We start from the raw sequence: 17162 nt of genomic DNA on the forward strand, positions 1-17162 counted from the left end.
GTACGGGTGGGGAGCCAACGGCGGGTACGAGGCCGGGGCGGGACCGAAACCGGGGGGCGCCGCGTCCATGGGCGCGGGAGCGGGCGGCGTGCCGCGCTCGACGTCGGAGAGCATCCGGTCGAGCCGGTCGGCATCGGGCCGGGCGGCGGCGTCCCGCACGAGCAGGGCGGTGAGCACGGGGGCGAGCGGCCCCGACCGCACCGGGGGCGGGAGGGGCTCGTCGAGGACGGCGACGAGCGTGGCGATGCTGGTCTCGCGGCGCAGCGGGTGGACGCCCTCCACCGCGACGTACAGCAGCATGCCGAGCGACCACAGGTCGGAGGCGGGGTTGCCCTCCTCGCCGCGGATGCGCTCGGGGGCGATGTACTCGGGCGAGCCGATGAGGCCGCCGGTGGTCGTCAGCCGTGTCGAGTCGCGGAGCGTGGCGATGCCGAAGTCGGTGAGCACCGGTGTCATGCCGGGCCGCAGCAGCACGTTCGCGGGCTTCACGTCGCGGTGGTGGACCCCGACCGCGTGCGCGGCGCGCAGCCCCGCGAGTACCCCGCGGCCGACCGCGGCCGCCTCCGGCGGGGTCAGCGGGCCGCGGGCCAGCCGGTCCTGCAGGGAGCCGCCGGTCACCAGCTCCATCACCAGCCACGGGTGCGGGAGGTCCGTCCTGTCCACGATGTGGTGGATCGTGGCGACATTGGGGTGGTGCACCCGGGCCAGCGCGCGGGCCTCGCGCAGCACGCGCTCCCGCAGTTTCGCCGCCGCCTCGGGGTCGGTCTCGGCCAAGTCCGGGTCGGGCGGCCGTACTTCCTTCAGGGCGACCTCGCGGTGCAGGGCGGTGTCGCGGGCCCGCCAGACCAGGCCCATGCCGCCGCCGCCCAGTCGTTCCAGCAGCTCGAAGCGGCCGTCGATCAGTCGTCTGCCGGAGTCGCTCGCCGTCATGGCGGTTATCGTACGGGCGGGCGGGAACACGGCTTGACCGACCTTGCCCGAATTCGGACTCCCGCGGCGCGCTGACAGTGGTGCCGGATAGCCTGCTCTCGGAGCCTACGGGACCGGTGGGGACACCGGGGCCCGTGCGGAGCATGCGGAACGTGAGCCGGAGGAACGGAACATGCGGGCGGGAGAGCCACGGTGAGGTTGCTGCACACCTCCGACTGGCATCTGGGGCGGTCCTTCCACCGGGTCGGACTGCTCGACGCCCAGGCGGCGTTCATCGACCACCTGGTGGCGACGGTGCGGGCGGAGGGCGTCGACGCCGTCCTCGTCGCCGGCGACGTCTACGACCGGGCGCTGCCCTCGCTGCCCGCCGTCGAGCTCTTCGACGACGCCCTGCACCGGCTCGCCGCCCTCGGCGTGCCCACGGTGATGATCTCCGGCAACCACGACTCGGCCCGCCGGCTCGGTGTGGCCTCCGGGCTCATCGACCGCGCCGGGATCCACCTGCGGACCGACCCGGCCGGGTGCGCGACGCCGGTCGTGCTCGCCGACGCGCACGGGCCGGTCGCCCTGTATGGGCTGCCCTACCTCGAACCGGCCCTGGTGCGCGAGGAGTTCACCCTCGACCGGGCCGGGCACACCGAGGTGCTGAGCGCCGCCATGGCGCGGGTCCGCGCGGACCTGGCCGCACGCCCCGCGGGCACCCGCTCGGTCGTGCTGGCGCACGCCTTCGTCGCGGGCGGCGCGCCCAGCGACAGCGAGCGGGACATCACCGTCGGCGGTGTGGCGGCCGTGCCCGCGGGCGTCTTCGACGGCGCCGACTACGTGGCCCTCGGCCATCTCCACGGCTGCCAGACGATCACCGACCGTGTCCGCTACTCCGGCTCCCCGCTGGCGTACTCCTTCTCCGAGGCCGACCACCGCAAGAGCATGTGGCTGGTCGACCTCGGCGCCGACGGCTCCGTGTCCGCCGAGCGGGTCGACTGCCCCGTGCCCCGGCCGCTCGCCCGGATTCGCGGCCACCTGGAGGAGCTGCTGGAGGGCCCGGCGCACGAACGGCACGAGGACTCCTGGGTCGAGGCCACCCTCACCGACCCGCACCGCCCGCACGAGCCCATGGCCCGCCTGCGCAAACGCTTCCCCCACGCCCTCGCGCTGGCCTTCGAGCCCGAGCGCACGGACGCCGACCCCCACGCCTCGTACGCGCAGCGCCTGCGCGGCCGTACCGACCGGCAGATCGCCGAGGACTTCGTGACCCACGTGCGCGGCACCGGGCCCGACGCCGCGGAGCGGGGTGTCCTGCGGGACGCGTTCGACGCGGTCCGTAGCGATGCCGTACGGGCGGAGACCGACTGATGCGCCTGCACCGTCTGACCTTGACCGCCCTCGGGGCGTTCGCCGCCGGCCGGGCGGTCGGCGCTCGGTGCGGCGCTCGGCCGCGCGGCGATCACGCCGCCGTCGTGCTCGGCTCCACCGTGGGCGGTGGGCGGCCGGCGTCTGCCCGGCGCCGCGTGCGGCCGGGTACCGGGCCCGACGCCGCGGAGCGGGGTGTCCTGCGGGACGCGTTCGACGCGGTCCGCAGCGATGCCGTACGGGCGGAGACCGACTGATGCGCCTGCACCGTCTGATCCTGACCGCCTTCGGGCCGTTCGCCGGCAGCCACACCGTGGACTTCGACGAGCTGTCCTCGGCCGGGCTGTTCCTGCTGCACGGCGCGACCGGCGCCGGCAAGACCTCCGTGCTGGACGGGGTGTGCTTCGCCCTGTACGGCGGGGTCCCCGGCAGCCGGCAGGGCAACCGGCTACGCAGCGACCACGCCGGGGAGGACACGCTCACCGAGGTCGTGCTCGACCTGACCGTGGGCGGACGGCGGCTGGAGATCACCCGGCGCCCCGAGCAGCCGCGCCCGAAGAAGCGCGGCACCGGCTACACGATGGAGAAGGCCGTCACCCTGCTGCGCGAGCACACGGCGGGGGAGTGGCGGGCGCTCAGCAAGTCCCACCAGGAGGCCGGCGAGGAGTTGAAGCAGCTCATCGGCATGAGCCGGGAGCAGTTCTGCCAGGTCGTGCTGCTGCCCCAGGGCGAGTTCGCGACCTTCCTGCGGGCCACCGCCACCGACCGGGCCGCCCTGCTCGGCAAGCTCTTCGACACCGGCCGTTTCAAGGCCGTCGAGGAGTGGCTGCGGGCCCGGCGGCGGGCCGCCGAGCAGCGGGTCGCCGCCGGGGACGACGAACTGCAGCGGCTCGCCGAGCGCATGGGCCAGGCCGCCGGGGACGACCCGGAGGCCCTGGTCGGGCCGCTGCCGGAGGGCGTCGCGGCCGGCGACCCGGAACTGGCCCCGCACATCCTGCGCTGGGCGGCCGTGCTGGCCACCACCGCTCACGAACGCGTCGACGTCGCCGACCTCGCCGTGACCGCCGCCGAGGGCGCGCACGAGCAGGCCCAGCGCGAGGCCGAGGCGGTACGCGAACTCGCCGTCCGGCAGCGCCGGCACGCCGCGGCCGAGCGCCGCGCCCGTGACATGGCCGGCGAGCGCGAGACCCGCGCCCGCGAACAGCGGCTGCTGGAGACGGCGGAGCGGGCCGCGACCGTGGTGCCCGCCCTGGAACTGCGCGAGCGGGCCGCCGCCCGGCAGGCCCGTGCGGCCGTCGAGGAGCGCACCGCCCGCGCGGGCCTGCCCGCCGAGCAGTACGAGGCGGGCGCCGAACAGCTCGCGGAGTACGAGAACCGGCTCCGCGAGGAGCTGGGCGGCCTCGCCGACGCCGGCCGGGCCGAGCAGCGCGCCGCCGAACTGGCCCACGACCGAGGGCGGGTGGAGCGCGAGGCCGCCGAGGACGAGCGGCTGATCGCCGACACGGCCGCCTGGCTGGACGGCTGGGAGGCCGCACGCCTCGGCCACGAACGCGCCGTCGACACCGCTCAGTCCGCCGCCACCCGCGCCGCCGAACTCTCCGGCGCCGTCGACCGGGCCCGCCGCCGCCTCGACGCCGCCCGCGAACGCGACACCCACGCCACCGCGCTGCTCGCCGCGCAGGACCGGCTGCGCGCCGCACGCGACGCCGCCGCCGACGCCCGCGACCACTGGCAGGACGTGCGCGAGGCCCGCATCAACGGCATCGCCGCCGAACTGGCCGCGCAGCTCAGCCCCGGTGAGGGCTGCCTGGTCTGCGGCGCCACCGAGCACCCGCACCCCGCCCGCCCCACCGGCCGCCAGGTGGGCCGCGCCGACGAGGAGGCCGCGCAGGAGGCCCAGCAGCGGGCCGCCGCCATCCGGGACACCGCGCAGGACCAGGTCGTACGCCTCACCGCGGCCCACGACGCGGCCCTCGCCGCCGCGGGACCGGAGCCGCAGCCCGAACTCGCCGCCGCGCACGCCGCGCTGGAAGAGGAGTACCGGGCCGCCGTGCGGGCCGCCGCGCGGGCCCCCGAGGCGCGCCAGGCGCTCGACCGGGCCCTCGCGGAGCACGCCCGCCGCTCCGCGGACCGCAACGAGGCCGAGAACCGGCTCGCTTCCCTCACCACCCGCCGGGAGCTCCTCGACCAGGAGGACTCCGAGCTCACCGCCCGGCTGGCGCGGGCCCGCGGCCCGTACGCCACCGTCGCCGAGCGCCGCGCCCGGCTCGCGGCGGACGCCGAGCGCGCCGCCACCGCGGCCGGGGCGGCCCGCGCCGGGCAGGACTGCGCCCGCGCGCTGAAGGAGGCGGACTCCGACCTGGCCGACGCCGCCTACAAGGCCGGTTTCCCCACGCCCGAGGCGGCGGCCGCCGCCGTACAGCCGGAGACGGAACTGCGGCGGCTGCGGCAACGGGCGGAGGAGTGGCGCCGCGAGGAGGCCGCGGTCACTGCCGAACTCACCGCTCTCGACCTGGCCGAGGCCGCCGCGCTGCCCCCGGCCGACCCCGACGCGGCCCGGCGGGCCGTCGAGACCGCCACCGTACGGCTGCGCGGGGCCGCCGCCCGCCAGTCCGCCGCGCACACGACCCGCGACGCCCTCGACCGGCTGCGGGCCGAGGCGCTGCGCGGTACCAGGGCGCTCGCCCCGGCCCGTGAGGAGTACGCGCGGCTGCGACGCCTGGCGGACCTGGCCACCGGCGCCGGCGAGAACACGCTGCGCATGGAACTGGAGACCTACGTGCTGGCCGCCCGGCTGGAACAGGTCGCGGCCGCGGCCAGCGTCCGGCTGCACCGGATGTCCTCCGGGCGCTACACCCTCGTCCACACCGACGCCCGTGCCTCACGCAACGTCAAGTCGGGCCTGGGGCTGATGGTCGTGGACTCCTGGACGGGCACCGAGCGCGACACCGCCACGCTCTCCGGCGGCGAGACCTTCTTCGCCTCCCTCGCCCTCGCCCTCGGTCTCGCGGACGTCGTCACGGACGAGTCGGGCGGCGCCCGCCTCGACACGCTCTTCGTCGACGAGGGTTTCGGCAGCCTCGACGAGCAGACCCTGGACGAGGTGCTGGACGTCCTCGACGGGCTGCGCGAACGCGACCGCGCCGTCGGCATCGTCAGCCACGTGGCCGAGCTCCGGCAGCGCGTCCCCGCCCAGTTGCAGGTGGTCAAGGGGCAGCGGGGGTCAGCCCTCCGCCACCGCACGGCGGGCGAGCGGTGACGAGTAGACGACGCTCGTCGTCACCGAGCCGAGGCCCGAGACGCGGCCGGTGATCTCCTCCAGGTGACGCATCGAGCGGGCGGTGACCTTCATGATGAAGCAGTCGTCGCCCGTCACATGGTGGGCCTCCAGGATCTCCGGGGTCGACTCCAGCAGATCGTGGAACGGCTTGTAGTTGCCGTGCGGGTAGCGCAGCCGGACGAACGCCATGATCGGGCGGCCGATCCGCTCCAGGTCCACGACGGCCGTGTACGCCGCGATCACCCCCGCCTCCTCCAGCCGGCGGACCCGCTCGGTCACCGCGCTCGGTGACATCGACACGGCACGCGCCAGTTCTGCGTAGCTGGCCCGGCCGTCGCGCTGCAGGGCGTCCAGGATGCGCCAGTCGGTGGCGTCGAGGGAATCCACGGTCATTCCCCTTGAGTACCAGTGGTTTCCCCGGTCGGGCAAGACGGACGCCGGGGAACGACCCTTCAGGCGGGCGTCGGCGGCTCGTAGATTTACCGCCATGACGACACAGACCGCCGCCTCCGCCTCCACCTCTGCCTCCACCTCTGCCTCCGCTCCGGCCGGCAACCCCGTGCTGCGCGTCCCGCCCGCCGCTCCGGCCGACGCCGCCGCGTACTTCGCCGCGAGCCTCGCCTTCCACGCCGACGTGTCCGACGTCGCGGCCGCCCTCGCCACGGCGGCGGAGAGCGGCACCGGACCCGGCTTCGTCGTCGTCGACTCCCGTTCCACCCAGGCCTGGGAGCAGGGCCACGTCCCCGGAGCCGTCCACCTGCCCACCGCGGACGTCCCCCGGCTCGCCGCGGCCTTCCTCGACCGCGACGTGCCCGTCGTCGTGTACTGCTGGGGGCCCGGCTGCAACGGCGCCGCCCGCGCCGCGCACGCCCTGGCGAGCCTGGGCTACCAGGTCAAGGAGATGCTCGGCGGCATGGAGTACTGGATCCGCGAGGGCTTCGCCCACGAGACGGCAGACGGCACCTCACGGCGTCCGGCCGACCCGCTGACCGCGCCCGTGGGCGCCGACGACTGCGGTTGCTGAGGCCGCCGCGCGGCGGCCTCAGCGGACCACGGAGACGGCCGGGCGCAGGAACCGGCGGTCCCGCGGACCCCACCCGGCGAGCGGCGCCGCGGCCCGCAGGACGACGTCCAGCGCGGCGTCGGCGTCGCACGCGTAGTGCCCGCTCGCCCAGGCGGCGTTGGCCTCGACCACCGCCCACCCGTCCGCGGTCCTGCCGACGTCGACCACGACCGCGCCGGGCAGTTCCGGCACGCCGGGTGCGAACAGCCGTCGGGCGAAGTCCCGCACCTCGCCGGCCGCCGGGTCGCCGTCCAGGGGCGCCACGTCCAGGCCGCCGCGGGTCGCGTAGCGGCTGCCCGTGACGACCTCGCCGTCCAGCAGGAACAGCCGGTACTCGACGGCGAACGCCACGATGTCGCTCACCAGCACGGGGGCGTCGTCGTCCACCGCGTCCGGACCGGGCAGGCCGCTGCCGTCGGGGTACACACGGGCCGGGAAGCTCTTGTCGTTCGGCGGCTTCACGAAGGCGGGCCGGCGCAGCCCGCGGGCCTCCGCCAGGGTCGTGAACTCGATCCGCCGCCCCACGAGTTCGCACGGCAGCCGGGCCAGCCAGTCCTCGTCGGCCTCCAGCAGCCCCAGGCCCAGGTCCGCCGCCACCGCGTCCGCGAAGAGCGGCCCCGCGTACAGCGACGGGCCCACGGCGTCGAGCGCGTACTGCGGCACCCGCCACGTGGGGAGGGTACGCGTCGCCATGCCGCGCCGGTGGGCGGCCGCGGCGAGCGCATGGCCGGTGGCGGTCACGCGCGGCGAGAGGAAGAGGGTCCGGGACGGGTGCACGGTGTTCACGGTCAACGATGGTGGCGCACCCGGCGGGTGCCGCGACAGCGCATTACGCCGTCACACCACCCCGGCCGGCCGCAGCTCGTACGCCCACTGGGCGTCCCGGTCCGCGACCCGCCCGAAACCGGCCCGCTCCAGCACCCGTTGCGAGGCGCGGTTGCCCGGATCCGTGGTCGCCAGCACGGTGCGCACCTCGGCACGGCTCAGCGCCCACCGGGACAGCACCAGTACGGCGTCCGTCGCCCAGCCCACGCCGCGCGCGGACTCCGACAGGTCGTAGCCGATCTCCACCAGGCCGTCGACGGCGGAGGGCGGGCCGTGGAAGCCGATGCCGCCGAGCGCGAGGCCGTCGTCCGTCCGCTGGATCACGAACAGCCCCCACCCCGGGGCGTACACCGCGGCGGCCGCCGCGATCGTCATCATCCCGGCCGCGATGATCGTGCCCTCGCCCGGCCCGCCGTCGATCCACTCCAGCCCGGCCGGCTTGCCGTCGGCCAACTGCGCCGCTTCCTCCGGCAGTTGCTCCCTCAGCACCACCCGCCCGTGCGTCAGCACCAGGCGGCCGTCTTCCCGCGCAGCATTCGGAATCATCCGCGTGACACCCCCATGCGACTCACCCTATCCACCCCCGCCGCTCCCCGCGGGCGGGTCCCGCGCCGGGGCGGGCATCGCGGGCAGGCACCGGGCGGCGGCGTGCCCCGCGGGAAATCCGCGGGCTGCCGACGGTCCGGCGTGGCAGGATCGGTGCCGCTCAGGGGAGGGATGCGCATGGGGCTCGACTACACCTACGAGATCGTCCTGCCGGGCAGGAACGTCGCCGCCGCGCTGGCGGAGCTGGTGCAGCTGGCGCCGCCGGCCTCGCAGGTGCCGCCGCTGACGGTCACCCTGCCCGGCGGGGAGGGCATCGTCGTCCCCTTCACGTCCCATTTCCGGAGCGAGCCGGTGGACTGCTCCGGGAGCGGCACGCTGGGGCTCGACACTTCGATCATGTTCGGGGTGGACGACGCCGTGCGCGCGTTCCTGGAGGACCGGGACCCCGAGCCCGACGCGCTCGGGAGGGTCCCGATCGGCTACGTCTACCTGACGGTCCGGTTCGCGCCCGCGCTCCACCCCCACTACGCGACGCTGGAGTTCACGGCGGCGACCACCCGGATGAGCCTGATGTTCGAGCGGTCCGCGAGCGTCCGGTCGGTGTTCACCGGCCTCACGGCCGCAGCCGGGGGAGTGTGCTGCCTGCTCGACACCGAGACCGGCATCCACCGGATGGACTGGCTGAACGGCCGGCCGGTGCGGGAGACGGTCCCCGGCCCCCGCTTCGCCGACTACCGGGCGCTCGTGGCGGCCTGGCCCGACCCGGAGCGGTGAAGGGGCGGCGTACGGTGTCCTCCCCCGGGCCGGCCCCGGGGGAGGACGGGTGACCGCTAGAGCTTCGAGAGCTCGTCGACGAGGTCGTCCAGGCCCAGGGAGCCCTGCGACAGCGCGGCCATGTGCCAGGCCTTGGGGTCGAAGGAGTCACCGTGGGCCTTGCGGGCGGCCTCGCGCCCGGCGAGCCAGGCGCGCTCGCCCAGCTTGTAGCCGATGGCCTGCCCCGGCATGCCGAGGTAGCGGATGATCTCGCTGTCGAGCATGGCGTCGCTGAGCCCGTTGAAGCGCCCGAAGAATTCACGCCCCAGCTCCGGCGTCCAGGTCTCGCCCGGACGGTACGGGCTGTCCTGCGGGATCTCCAGCTCCAGGTGCATGCCGATGTCCAGGATGACGCGGGTGGCCCGCAGCATCTGCGCGTTGAGGTAGCCCAGCCGGCGCCCCGCGTCCGTCAGGAAGCCGAGTTCGTCCATGAGGCGCTCGGCGTACAGGGCCCAGCCCTCCGCGTTGGCGCTGACCTGGCCGAGGGTCGCCTGGTAGCGGCTGAGCCGGTCCGCGACGTACACCCACTGCGCGAGCTGCAGGTGGTGGCCGGGGACGCCCTCGTGGTACCAGGTGCTGACCAGGTCCCAGACGGGGAACCGCTCGCGGCCCAGGGTGGGCAGCCAGGTGCGGCCCGGCCGGGAGAAGTCCAGGGAGGGGGCCGTGTAGTACGGCGCGGCGGCGCTGCCGGGCGGGGCGATGCGGGACTCGACGTGCTTGACGGGCTCGGCCAGGTCGAAGTGGGTGCCGTCGAGCGCGGCCATGGCCTCGTCCATCAGGCCCTGCAGCCAGTCGCGGACCTCGTCGACGCCCTCGACGGCCTCGCCGGCCTCGTCCAGGTGGGCCAGCGCCTCCAGCGGGGTGGAGCCGGGCAGCACCTTCTCCGCCTCGACGCGCATCTCGGCGTCGAGGCGCCGGAATTCCTCCCAGCCCCAGGCGTACGCCTCGTCCAGGTCGAGGTCGGAGCCGGTCCAGTAGCGGGCCCAGCGGGCGTACCGCTCGCGGCCGACGGCGTCCGGGGTGCCCTCGACGGCGGGGGCGTAGGTGTCGCGCAGCCAGTCGCGCAGGCCGGCGACGGCCGCGGTGGCGTCGGCGGCACCGCCGTCCAGCTCGGACCGCAGGGCCTGCGGGCCCTCCTTCACGAACTGCGCGAACCAGCTCGCTCCTGCGTCCTCGCCCAGCCACTCGCCGAGCTGCTCGATGACCGTGGCGACCTGGCGCGGCCCGGCCGGCAGCTTGCGGGCGACGCCCTCCTCCAGGGAGGCCCGGTAGCCCGCCAGGGACTCCGGGACCGCGCGCAGCCGGGCGGCGACGGCGGCCCAGTCCTCGTCGGTCCCGGTCGGCATCAGCATGAAGACGCCGCGCACCGAGTGGACGGGGGAGTGCAGGTTGCTCACGGCCCGCAGGCCCTCACCCGCCTCGTGCACGGCCAGCTCGGCGGTGAGCCGCTCGCGCAGCAGCCGGGCGCAGCGGCGCTCGTCGTCGTCCGTCGCCTCGGCCGCGTCGACGTCGGCCAGGGTGCGGCGGGCGAGCTCGGCCTGGGCCTCCAAGCCGGCGGGGCTGAAGTCGGGGAGCCGGTCCTGACCGGTCCGCACCCCCAGGTACGTGGCGGTGATGGGGTCGAGTTCGGTGACCGCGTCGACGTACGCGTCGGCGATCTGGCGGGGCAGCGCACTGCCGGTGGTGTCGGGCATGGTCACATCCTGGTACGGAGCGGCCTGCTCCGTCATCACCATTGACGATCATATTCCTGACGTGGGCGGGAGCAGCGGGCCGCAGTCCCAGTGCTGGAAGATCAACCGGGTCTCCACGCGCGCGACTTCGGGCCGCGAGGTGAACTCGTCGACGACCAGCCGCTGGAGGTCGCCGGTGCTCGCCACGGCGACGTGGACGAGGTAGTCGTCGGGCCCGGTGAGGTGGAACAGCGCCCGGGACTCGGGCAGTGCCCGCACCCGCTCGACGAACGGGCCGATCAGCTCCCGGCGGTGCGGCCGCACCTGCACCGCCAGCAGTGCCTCCAGCGGCCGCCCGAGCCGGGCCGGGTCGACCCGCAGCTCATGGCCGAGGATCACCCCGGTGCGGCGCAGCCGGCCGACCCGGTCCAGGCAGGTGGACGGGGCCACGCCCACGGCCGCGGCGAGGTCCTTGTACGTCGTCCGTGCGTCGTTCTGCAGGAGCCGCAGAATCTCGAGGTCGACCGGATCCAGAAGCACAGAATCGGACATCGGCCGAAGTTAACACGGGCCCTCCCCGCTACGGACCGGTAGCTGTTCAGCATCGGGCCATGGACACGACAGCATCGGCGCCCACCCGCGCCCTCGCCACCGAGGCCGTGCACGCCGGCCGCGAAGACCTCGCGGACCTCGGCCTGCACGCCGTTCCCCTGGACCTGTCCACCACCTACCCCTCGCGGGACAGCCGCGCCGAGGCCGCCCGGCTGGACGACTTCGCCGTGACCGGTGCCGCGCTGACCGGCCCGCCGGTCTACTCCCGGCTCGACAACCCCACCGTCGCCCGCTTCGAGGCGGCGCTGGCCCGGCTGGAGGGCGCCGAGGCCGCGGTGGCCTTCGCCAGCGGCATGGCCGCCCTCACCGCCACCCTGCTGGCCCGCGCCTCCATGGGGCTGCGCCACGTGGTGGCCGTCCGCCCGCTGTACGGCTGCAGCGACCACCTCCTGACCGGGGGCCTGATCGGCACCGAGGTGACCTGGACCGACCCGGCCGGGATCGCCGACGCCATCCGCCCCGACACCGGCCTGGTGATCGTGGAGACCCCTGCCAACCCGACGCTGGCCGAGGTCGACCTGCGGGCCGTCGCCCACTCCTGCGGCGAGGTGCCGCTGCTGGTCGACAACACCTTCGCCACGCCCGTCCTGCAGCGCCCGCTGGAGAGCGGCGCCAGGATCGTGCTGCACAGCGCCACCAAGTACCTGGGCGGCCACGGCGACGTCCTGGGCGGGGTCATCGCCTGTGACGAGGAGTTCGCCCGCGTGCTGCGCAAGGTGCGCTTCGCCACCGGAGGGGTGCTGCACCCCCTGGCGGGCTACCTGCTGCTGCGCGGGCTGTCCACGCTGCCGGTCCGGGTGAAGGCCGCCTCGGCGACGGCGGCCGCGCTGGCCGAGCGGCTGGCCGCCGACCCGCGGGTGGCGAAGGTGCACTACCCGCGGATCGGCGGCGCCATGGTCGCGTTCGAGGTCCAGGGCGACCCGCACGAGGTGATCGCCGGGGTCCGGCTGATCACCCCGGCGGTCAGCCTCGGGAGCGTCGACACCCTCATCCAGCACCCGGCCTCGATCAGCCACCGCATCGTCGACGAGGGCGACCGCCACAGCTCGGGCGTCAGCGACCGGCTGCTGCGGCTGTCCGTCGGCCTGGAGGACGTCGAGGACCTGTGGGAGGACCTCGACATCGCGCTCAGCGCAGCGACGCGCTCGCGCCGGCCGGTGACAGCGTCGCGGTGATGACCAGCGTGCCGTCCTCGACCTGGTAGTCCAGCGGCAGACCCAGGCGGCGCATCGTCGCGACCATCCCGGTGTTGGTCGCCCGGGTCACCGCGTAGACGCTCTCGCACCCCGCGTCGACGGCCTGGGAGACCAGGCGGCGCAGCAGCTCCAGGCCGATGCCGCGGCGCTGCCAGGCGTCCTCGACCAGCAGGGCGACCTCGGTCTCGTCGCCGTCCCACAGCAGGTGGCCGAGGGCGACGAGCCGGCCGGAGACGGTCTGCACGGCGAGGGTCTGCCCGAAGCGGGGGCTGAGCAGGTGGGTCAGATAGCGGTCCACGTCCGCGACCGGCCCGTGGTAACGGCGCGTCAGGGTCCTGGCGGAGCAGCGCTCGTGGAGCTCGCGGGCGGCCTCGAGGTCCTCGGGGCCCGCCCGGCGGACGGTGATCTCGTTGCCCTCGGGGAGGGTGAGCACCGCACGGTCCTCCGGGACCCTGGTGCCCAGGTGCGCGTCGAGCTCGACGAGCGCGCGGGCGCGGGCGAACTCGGTCGGGGTGAACGGGAGGTAGGCGCGTTCCACGGTGAGGGTGCCTCCGGCCGGATCGCGCAGCCGCATGATGGTGCCCTCCAGGGTGTCCTCGGTGTCCTCGGTTCCCTCGGCGGGATCGGGGCCGGCCGTACCGGGCGGGGTGGAGCTTATCGTGCAGCGGCCGAACAACTGGCGTAGTGCCAGGGGCAGTTCGGCGGCGTCCATGGCGGTGCGGGTGGCGAGGTTCAGCACCCGGGTCGGGGTGTCGACCAGGTCGTGGGCGTCGGCCCGCTCGATCCAGGTGTCGCGCCCGCCTCCGCCCCCCACGGTCCGCGTCAGGTCGCCCGGGGCGAGTGCGGCCGGGGCGCGGACCAGGAACTCGTCCACGGTGCCCTCGGCCAGCGGGTGCGTCTGGAGCGTGAGGATGTCCACGCCGCGCCCCGCCAGCGCCGTGCAGAGGGTGGCGAGGCTGCCCGGCGTGTCGTGCACGGTGGTGCGCACCCGCCACAACGTCGTCCGCGGGTCGGGTCCGCCCACGGCGGAGCTTTCCCCCGGCTCCGTCGTACGGCTCCCGCTGTGGCTCCCGGCTGTCGGCGGTGAGTGACCGTGATGGCGTGCCCACCATGTGTGGAAGCCGGCCGTGGCGACGAGCGCGGCGGCCGACAGGCACAGCAGGGCCGGGCCGTCGGGGGCGTGCCCGACGAGATTGGCGATGAGGTCGGCGGTGGCCACGGCCACGAAGAGCGCGGCGAGTTCGATCACGTCGCGGCGCCAGTGGTGCCGCCGGGCCGCGAAGGCGGCGGGGGCGGTTGTGGCGGAAGTCAGTTCTCGCATGCAAACACCATGCCGAACTCGTGTTGCGTGATCACGAACGCGTTGTGACCGACGGGTAAAGGGTGTTCCATGTCGGTTAACTCCCCCTTTCAACAATTCCGTCCTGCGACAATCTGCGTAGGCACCGGCCGTAGCGCCGCGCGATGCCACGCTGAGTGACGCGTCCCAGGGGGCCCAGTAGACGCACCAACCACGCCCCCGGTCCACTGAAGGCCGTGACATCCAGCCACACGGACCCGTCGGGCGCGAGGCTCACCACGAACGACTCCTCGCCGCGTTCCGGGTGGCCGGGGAGCGTCCCGTAGGCGAACCCCACGCGCTCCGCGCCGTGTTCCGCCCACACCACCTCGCACGGCGCGCGCAGCGGGCCGATCCGCAGGGACACACGTACCCCCGGCGCCGCGTCCGGGGTGCCGGCGGGCACCCGCAGTCCGGTCGCCCGGTGCATCCGCCACCCCATCAGCGCCCGCCCGGCCGCGGCCAGCACCTGGGGGCCCTCGCCGAGCCGGATCCGCTCGTGCAGGTGGTGGAACCCCGGCGGCGTGGGCCCGCCGGTCCGTGTCACCCCGACCTGCTCATAGGTGAAACCACCCGTCACGGCGCCGTCCTTCCTGTTCTCAGGAGCCCGCGGAGCACCCTCCCCGCTCGCTCCACGAGGTCTCGAAATCGCCGTATTGCCCCGACGATTTGCACATGCTAAGCCCCCGGGGCGCCGCCCGCCCGCCGGTAGGTGCAGACGTTGACGCCCTTGTCGCTGGTGACCGTGGAGACCAGTGCGAAGGTGCGCAGTCCGCCGTCCTCGGGGAAGAGCGACTTGCCGCCGCCGAGGAGCACGGGCATGACCATGAGGCGGAGTTCGTCGACCAGGTCCTCGCTCAGCAGGGTGCGCGCGAGCGTCGGGCTGCCCATGACCACGACGTCGCCGCCGGGGGCCTCCCGCAGCTCCTTGATCCGGGCCACGGCCTCCCCGCCGGGGATGCGGGTGGTGTTGTGCCAGGTCAGCTCGGAGTCGCCGAGCGTGGCGGACACGACGTACTTCGGGAGCGCGTTCATCCGGTCCGCGAAGGGGTCACCGGCCCGCTGGGGCCACGCGCCGGCCATCGCCGCCCACGTGCGGCGCCCGTACAGCAGCGCGTCGGCCTTGCCGACCGCCTCGTCGAAGGCGCCGCCCACGACCTCCGGGTCGAAGAAGGGGTGCGTCCAACCGCCGTTGGCGAAGCCGCCGTCGGTGTCCTCGTCCGGTCCGCCCGGCGCCTGCACCACGCCGTCGAGGCTGATGAATTCGGTGATCACGATGCGCATGGGACTCGCTCCTCGTCTTCGTCGTCACTCGCCGCCGTCACGGCAAGGGAGACCGTTGCGCTGCCCCGACATCATCGCGCCGAGGAGGCGAGGCGAGGTGACCTGGACCACATCCCTGCGGATCGTGATGGAATCCGACCGCCGCCGACCGGCCGTGAGCGCCTGGACGATGCCCGTGCCGCGTGACCCGGGGAGGTACTGATCCGTCCCTTCGGGAAGGCCGGACGTCCCCTTGGTGCAGAGGGTCTCGTCCCCCGCTTCAGCGGGACGAGGTCTTCGTGCAGGGTCGGCGATCGAGCGCACGGGGCGTCTTCGGCCCGGTGCGATCTCCGGTGGACCCGCGGTCATCGGCGGCGCGGGCGCCGCCCTGTGCGGGAGGGGGGAGTGGCCCGGGGATCCGCAGGGCTGCGGGATGTCGTGGGGGCCGCGACCGGCCGGCGCCCGGCGGCGTGCTCGCACCGCCGGGCGCCGGCCCGTCGCCGCCCCCGCTGCCGTCGGTGGCTACTGTCCGACCAGCCCCGCCCGGAGCACCTTCGTGAACAGCACCGAGCCGTCCTGCTCCCGCAGCCGCACCGTCATGTCCCCGGAGTGGCCGTCGATGTCGACCTGCCCGAAGAACTGGTAGCCCTCGGCGGGCGAGACGTTCGAGGCCGTCGGGGCCTTCACGAAGACCCGCTCCGGGCCGAAGGTGCCGTCCAGCGCGCTCGCCGGGAAGGCACCCGCGTTCAGCGGACCGGAGACGAACTCCCAGAACGGCTCGAAGTCCGTGAACGCCGCGCGGGAGGGCTGGTAGTGCTGCGCCGAGGTGTGGTGGACGTCGGCGGTCAGCCACACCGTGCCCGTGATCCTGCGGTGCTTGACGAACCGCAGCAGTTCGGCGATCTGCAGCTCGCGGCCGAGCGGCGCGCCGGGGTCGCCCTGCGCGACGGCCTCGATGTTCGGCCGGCCCTCCGTGGTGTCGGGCACCACCAGCCCGAGCGGCATGTCGGCGGCGATCACCTTCCACACCGCACGCGACCGCGACAGCTCCCGCTTCAGCCACTCCAACTGCTCGCGGCCGAGGATGCCCTGCGGGTCGTGGGCCTGGTCGTCGGGGGAGTTGGAGTTGCGGTACGTGCGCATGTCGAGGACGAAGACGTCCAGCAGGGGGCCCTGCCGCAGCACCCGGTACACCCGGCCGGCGCCGTCCGGCCGCAGCGAGGAGAGGGGGAAGTACTCGGCGAACGCCCGCCGCGCCCGGGCCGCGAGGACGTCCACGCTCTTCTCGGTGTAGCGCGGGTCCGAGGCGGCGATCACCTCGCCGGGGTACCAGTTGTTGCGGACCTCGTGGTCGTCCCACTGGATGACCGACGGCACCCGGGCGTTGAAGCGCCGCAGGTTCTCGTCGAGCAGGTTGTAGCGGAAGTTGCCGCGGAACTCGGCCAGCGTCTCGGCGACCTTGGACTTCTCCTCCGTGGTGACGTTGCGGTAGGCGCTGCCGTCGGGGAGGGCCTGGGTCGCCGCGATCGGGCCGTCGGCGTAGATGTTGTCACCGCTGCACAGGAAGAAGTCCGGGTCCACCGCGCCCATCGCGTCGAAGATGCGGTAGCCGCCGATGTCGGGGTTGATGCCCCAGCCCTGCCCGGCCAGGTCGCCCGACCACACGAAGCGCACCCCGCCGTGCCGTGCGTCCGGCGCCGTGCGGAAGGTCCCCGTCACCGGCGCGCCGGTGCGGCGCGGGTCGTCGGGGTCGGCCAGCAGCACCCGGTAGTGGACCTGCTCACCGGACGGCAGGCCATGCAGCCGGGTCACCCCGGTGAAGTCGGTGCCGGGGCCGACCACCGGGCCGTGGAAGCGCCGGGTGTGCCGGAACGACCCGGTCGCCGAGGTCTCCACCACCATCCGCGCCGGCCGGTCCGCGCGCACCCACACCAGGCCGCCCGACGCGGTGACGTCGCCGGTCTGCACCCCCGACGTCGCCGCCGGCCTCCCCGACAGGGCCAGCGCGGGCGCGGCCGCCGCGGGCACCAGCAGCGCCCCGGAGGCCGCCAGCCCGCCCCTCAGCACCGACCGCCGCCCGACCGTGCTCCCGGATCCGTCCGCCATCCCGACCTCCCACGTCGCAGCCGCGCACGCCGGAATGCGTCCGCCCCACGTTCCTACTCGCGCCGCGTGCCGTCGATCCGAACGCCCAGTGAACAACCGCCCCGCGCCGTACGGCGGCGCCCACCCGCTCCGTGCGCCCCCACGTGAGTCGCGTGCGGCGAAACCC

The 17162-nt window shown here is 74.8% G+C and carries 16 protein-coding genes; 6 read left to right on the forward strand and 10 right to left on the reverse strand.

Annotated elements, in window-relative coordinates:
• Positions 1-930, reverse strand: a 930-nt coding sequence (locus PV341_RS24945) for a serine/threonine-protein kinase (protein ID WP_500359008.1), incomplete at its 3' end; no start/stop codon positions are given.
• Between the two features lie 192 nt (positions 931-1122).
• On the opposite strand from PV341_RS24945, the gene PV341_RS24950 reads away from it, so the two are divergent.
• From PV341_RS24950 to PV341_RS24960, 3 genes are read left to right on the forward strand one after another with little or no spacing between them, the layout of a single operon-like run.
• Positions 1123-2283, forward strand: a complete 1161-nt coding sequence (locus PV341_RS24950; RefSeq protein WP_500359009.1) for an exonuclease SbcCD subunit D — start codon at positions 1123-1125, stop codon at positions 2281-2283.
• Positions 2283-2537, forward strand: coding sequence for a hypothetical protein (locus PV341_RS24955; protein WP_500359010.1), 255 nt, complete (start codon positions 2283-2285; stop codon positions 2535-2537). The genes PV341_RS24950 and PV341_RS24955 overlap by 1 nt, the downstream gene beginning before the upstream one ends.
• On the forward strand, positions 2537-5539 hold the full coding sequence (locus tag PV341_RS24960; RefSeq protein ID WP_500359011.1) for an AAA family ATPase: 3003 nt from the start codon (positions 2537-2539) through the stop codon (positions 5537-5539). Before PV341_RS24955 ends, PV341_RS24960 begins: the two co-directional genes overlap by 1 nt.
• Here PV341_RS24960 and PV341_RS24965 read toward each other — a convergent pair.
• Complete coding sequence (locus PV341_RS24965) at positions 5504-5953, reverse strand: Lrp/AsnC family transcriptional regulator (RefSeq protein ID WP_500324940.1); 450 nt, start codon at positions 5951-5953, stop codon at positions 5504-5506. The two genes, PV341_RS24960 and PV341_RS24965, sit on opposite strands and share 36 nt — an antisense overlap.
• A gap of 94 nt (positions 5954-6047) precedes the next feature.
• Between PV341_RS24965 and PV341_RS24970 the strand changes: the two genes are divergently transcribed.
• Complete coding sequence (locus tag PV341_RS24970; protein ID WP_500359012.1) at positions 6048-6584, forward strand: rhodanese-like domain-containing protein; 537 nt, start codon at positions 6048-6050, stop codon at positions 6582-6584.
• An 18-nt stretch (positions 6585-6602) separates the two neighbouring features.
• On the opposite strand, the gene PV341_RS24975 is transcribed toward PV341_RS24970, so the two are convergent.
• Both PV341_RS24975 and PV341_RS24980 read right to left on the reverse strand, forming a co-directional pair.
• Complete coding sequence (locus PV341_RS24975; RefSeq protein ID WP_500324937.1) at positions 6603-7409, reverse strand: ATP-grasp domain-containing protein; 807 nt, start codon at positions 7407-7409, stop codon at positions 6603-6605.
• Between the two features lie 51 nt (positions 7410-7460).
• Positions 7461-7994, reverse strand: coding sequence for a GNAT family N-acetyltransferase (locus PV341_RS24980; RefSeq protein ID WP_499510413.1), 534 nt, complete (start codon positions 7992-7994; stop codon positions 7461-7463).
• A gap of 177 nt (positions 7995-8171) precedes the next feature.
• Between PV341_RS24980 and PV341_RS24985 the strand changes: the two genes are divergently transcribed.
• Positions 8172-8768: a hypothetical protein gene (locus PV341_RS24985; RefSeq protein WP_500324935.1), complete on the forward strand. Its 597-nt coding sequence runs from the start codon at positions 8172-8174 to the stop codon at positions 8766-8768.
• Between the two features lie 56 nt (positions 8769-8824).
• Here PV341_RS24985 and PV341_RS24990 read toward each other — a convergent pair whose 3' ends face one another.
• Complete coding sequence (locus tag PV341_RS24990) at positions 8825-10501, reverse strand: DUF885 domain-containing protein (protein ID WP_500324933.1); 1677 nt, start codon at positions 10499-10501, stop codon at positions 8825-8827.
• Positions 10502-10549: 48 nt separating this feature from the next.
• Complete coding sequence (locus PV341_RS24995; protein WP_089224626.1) at positions 10550-11032, reverse strand: Lrp/AsnC family transcriptional regulator; 483 nt, start codon at positions 11030-11032, stop codon at positions 10550-10552.
• 59 nt (positions 11033-11091) lie between these two features.
• Between PV341_RS24995 and PV341_RS25000 the strand changes: the two genes are divergently transcribed.
• Positions 11092-12267 carry a trans-sulfuration enzyme family protein gene (locus PV341_RS25000; protein WP_500324931.1) on the forward strand — a complete coding sequence of 392 codons (1176 nt, stop codon included), beginning with the start codon at positions 11092-11094 and terminating at the stop codon, positions 12265-12267.
• Here the strand turns inward: PV341_RS25000 and PV341_RS25005 are convergent.
• From PV341_RS25005 to PV341_RS25020, 4 genes are all read right to left on the reverse strand, one after another.
• Entirely contained in the window at positions 12221-13609 is a 1389-nt protein-coding gene (locus PV341_RS25005) for a GNAT family N-acetyltransferase (protein ID WP_500359014.1), read from the reverse strand. The two genes, PV341_RS25000 and PV341_RS25005, sit on opposite strands and share 47 nt — an antisense overlap.
• Before the next feature lie 76 nt (positions 13610-13685).
• Entirely contained in the window at positions 13686-14207 is a 522-nt protein-coding gene (locus tag PV341_RS25010) for a DUF1990 domain-containing protein (protein ID WP_500324927.1), read from the reverse strand.
• A gap of 98 nt (positions 14208-14305) precedes the next feature.
• Positions 14306-14911 carry a dihydrofolate reductase family protein gene (locus tag PV341_RS25015; RefSeq protein WP_500359015.1) on the reverse strand — a complete coding sequence of 202 codons (606 nt, stop codon included), beginning with the start codon at positions 14909-14911 and terminating at the stop codon, positions 14306-14308.
• 501 nt (positions 14912-15412) lie between these two features.
• A complete protein-coding gene (locus PV341_RS25020; protein WP_500324923.1) occupies positions 15413-16996 on the reverse strand; it encodes an alkaline phosphatase D family protein in 1584 nt (527 codons plus the stop codon).
• Between the last annotated feature and the right edge of the window lie 166 nt (positions 16997-17162).

Source organism: Streptomyces sp. PA03-1a (assembly GCF_033792805.1).
Classification (GTDB): domain Bacteria; phylum Actinomycetota; class Actinomycetes; order Streptomycetales; family Streptomycetaceae; genus Actinacidiphila.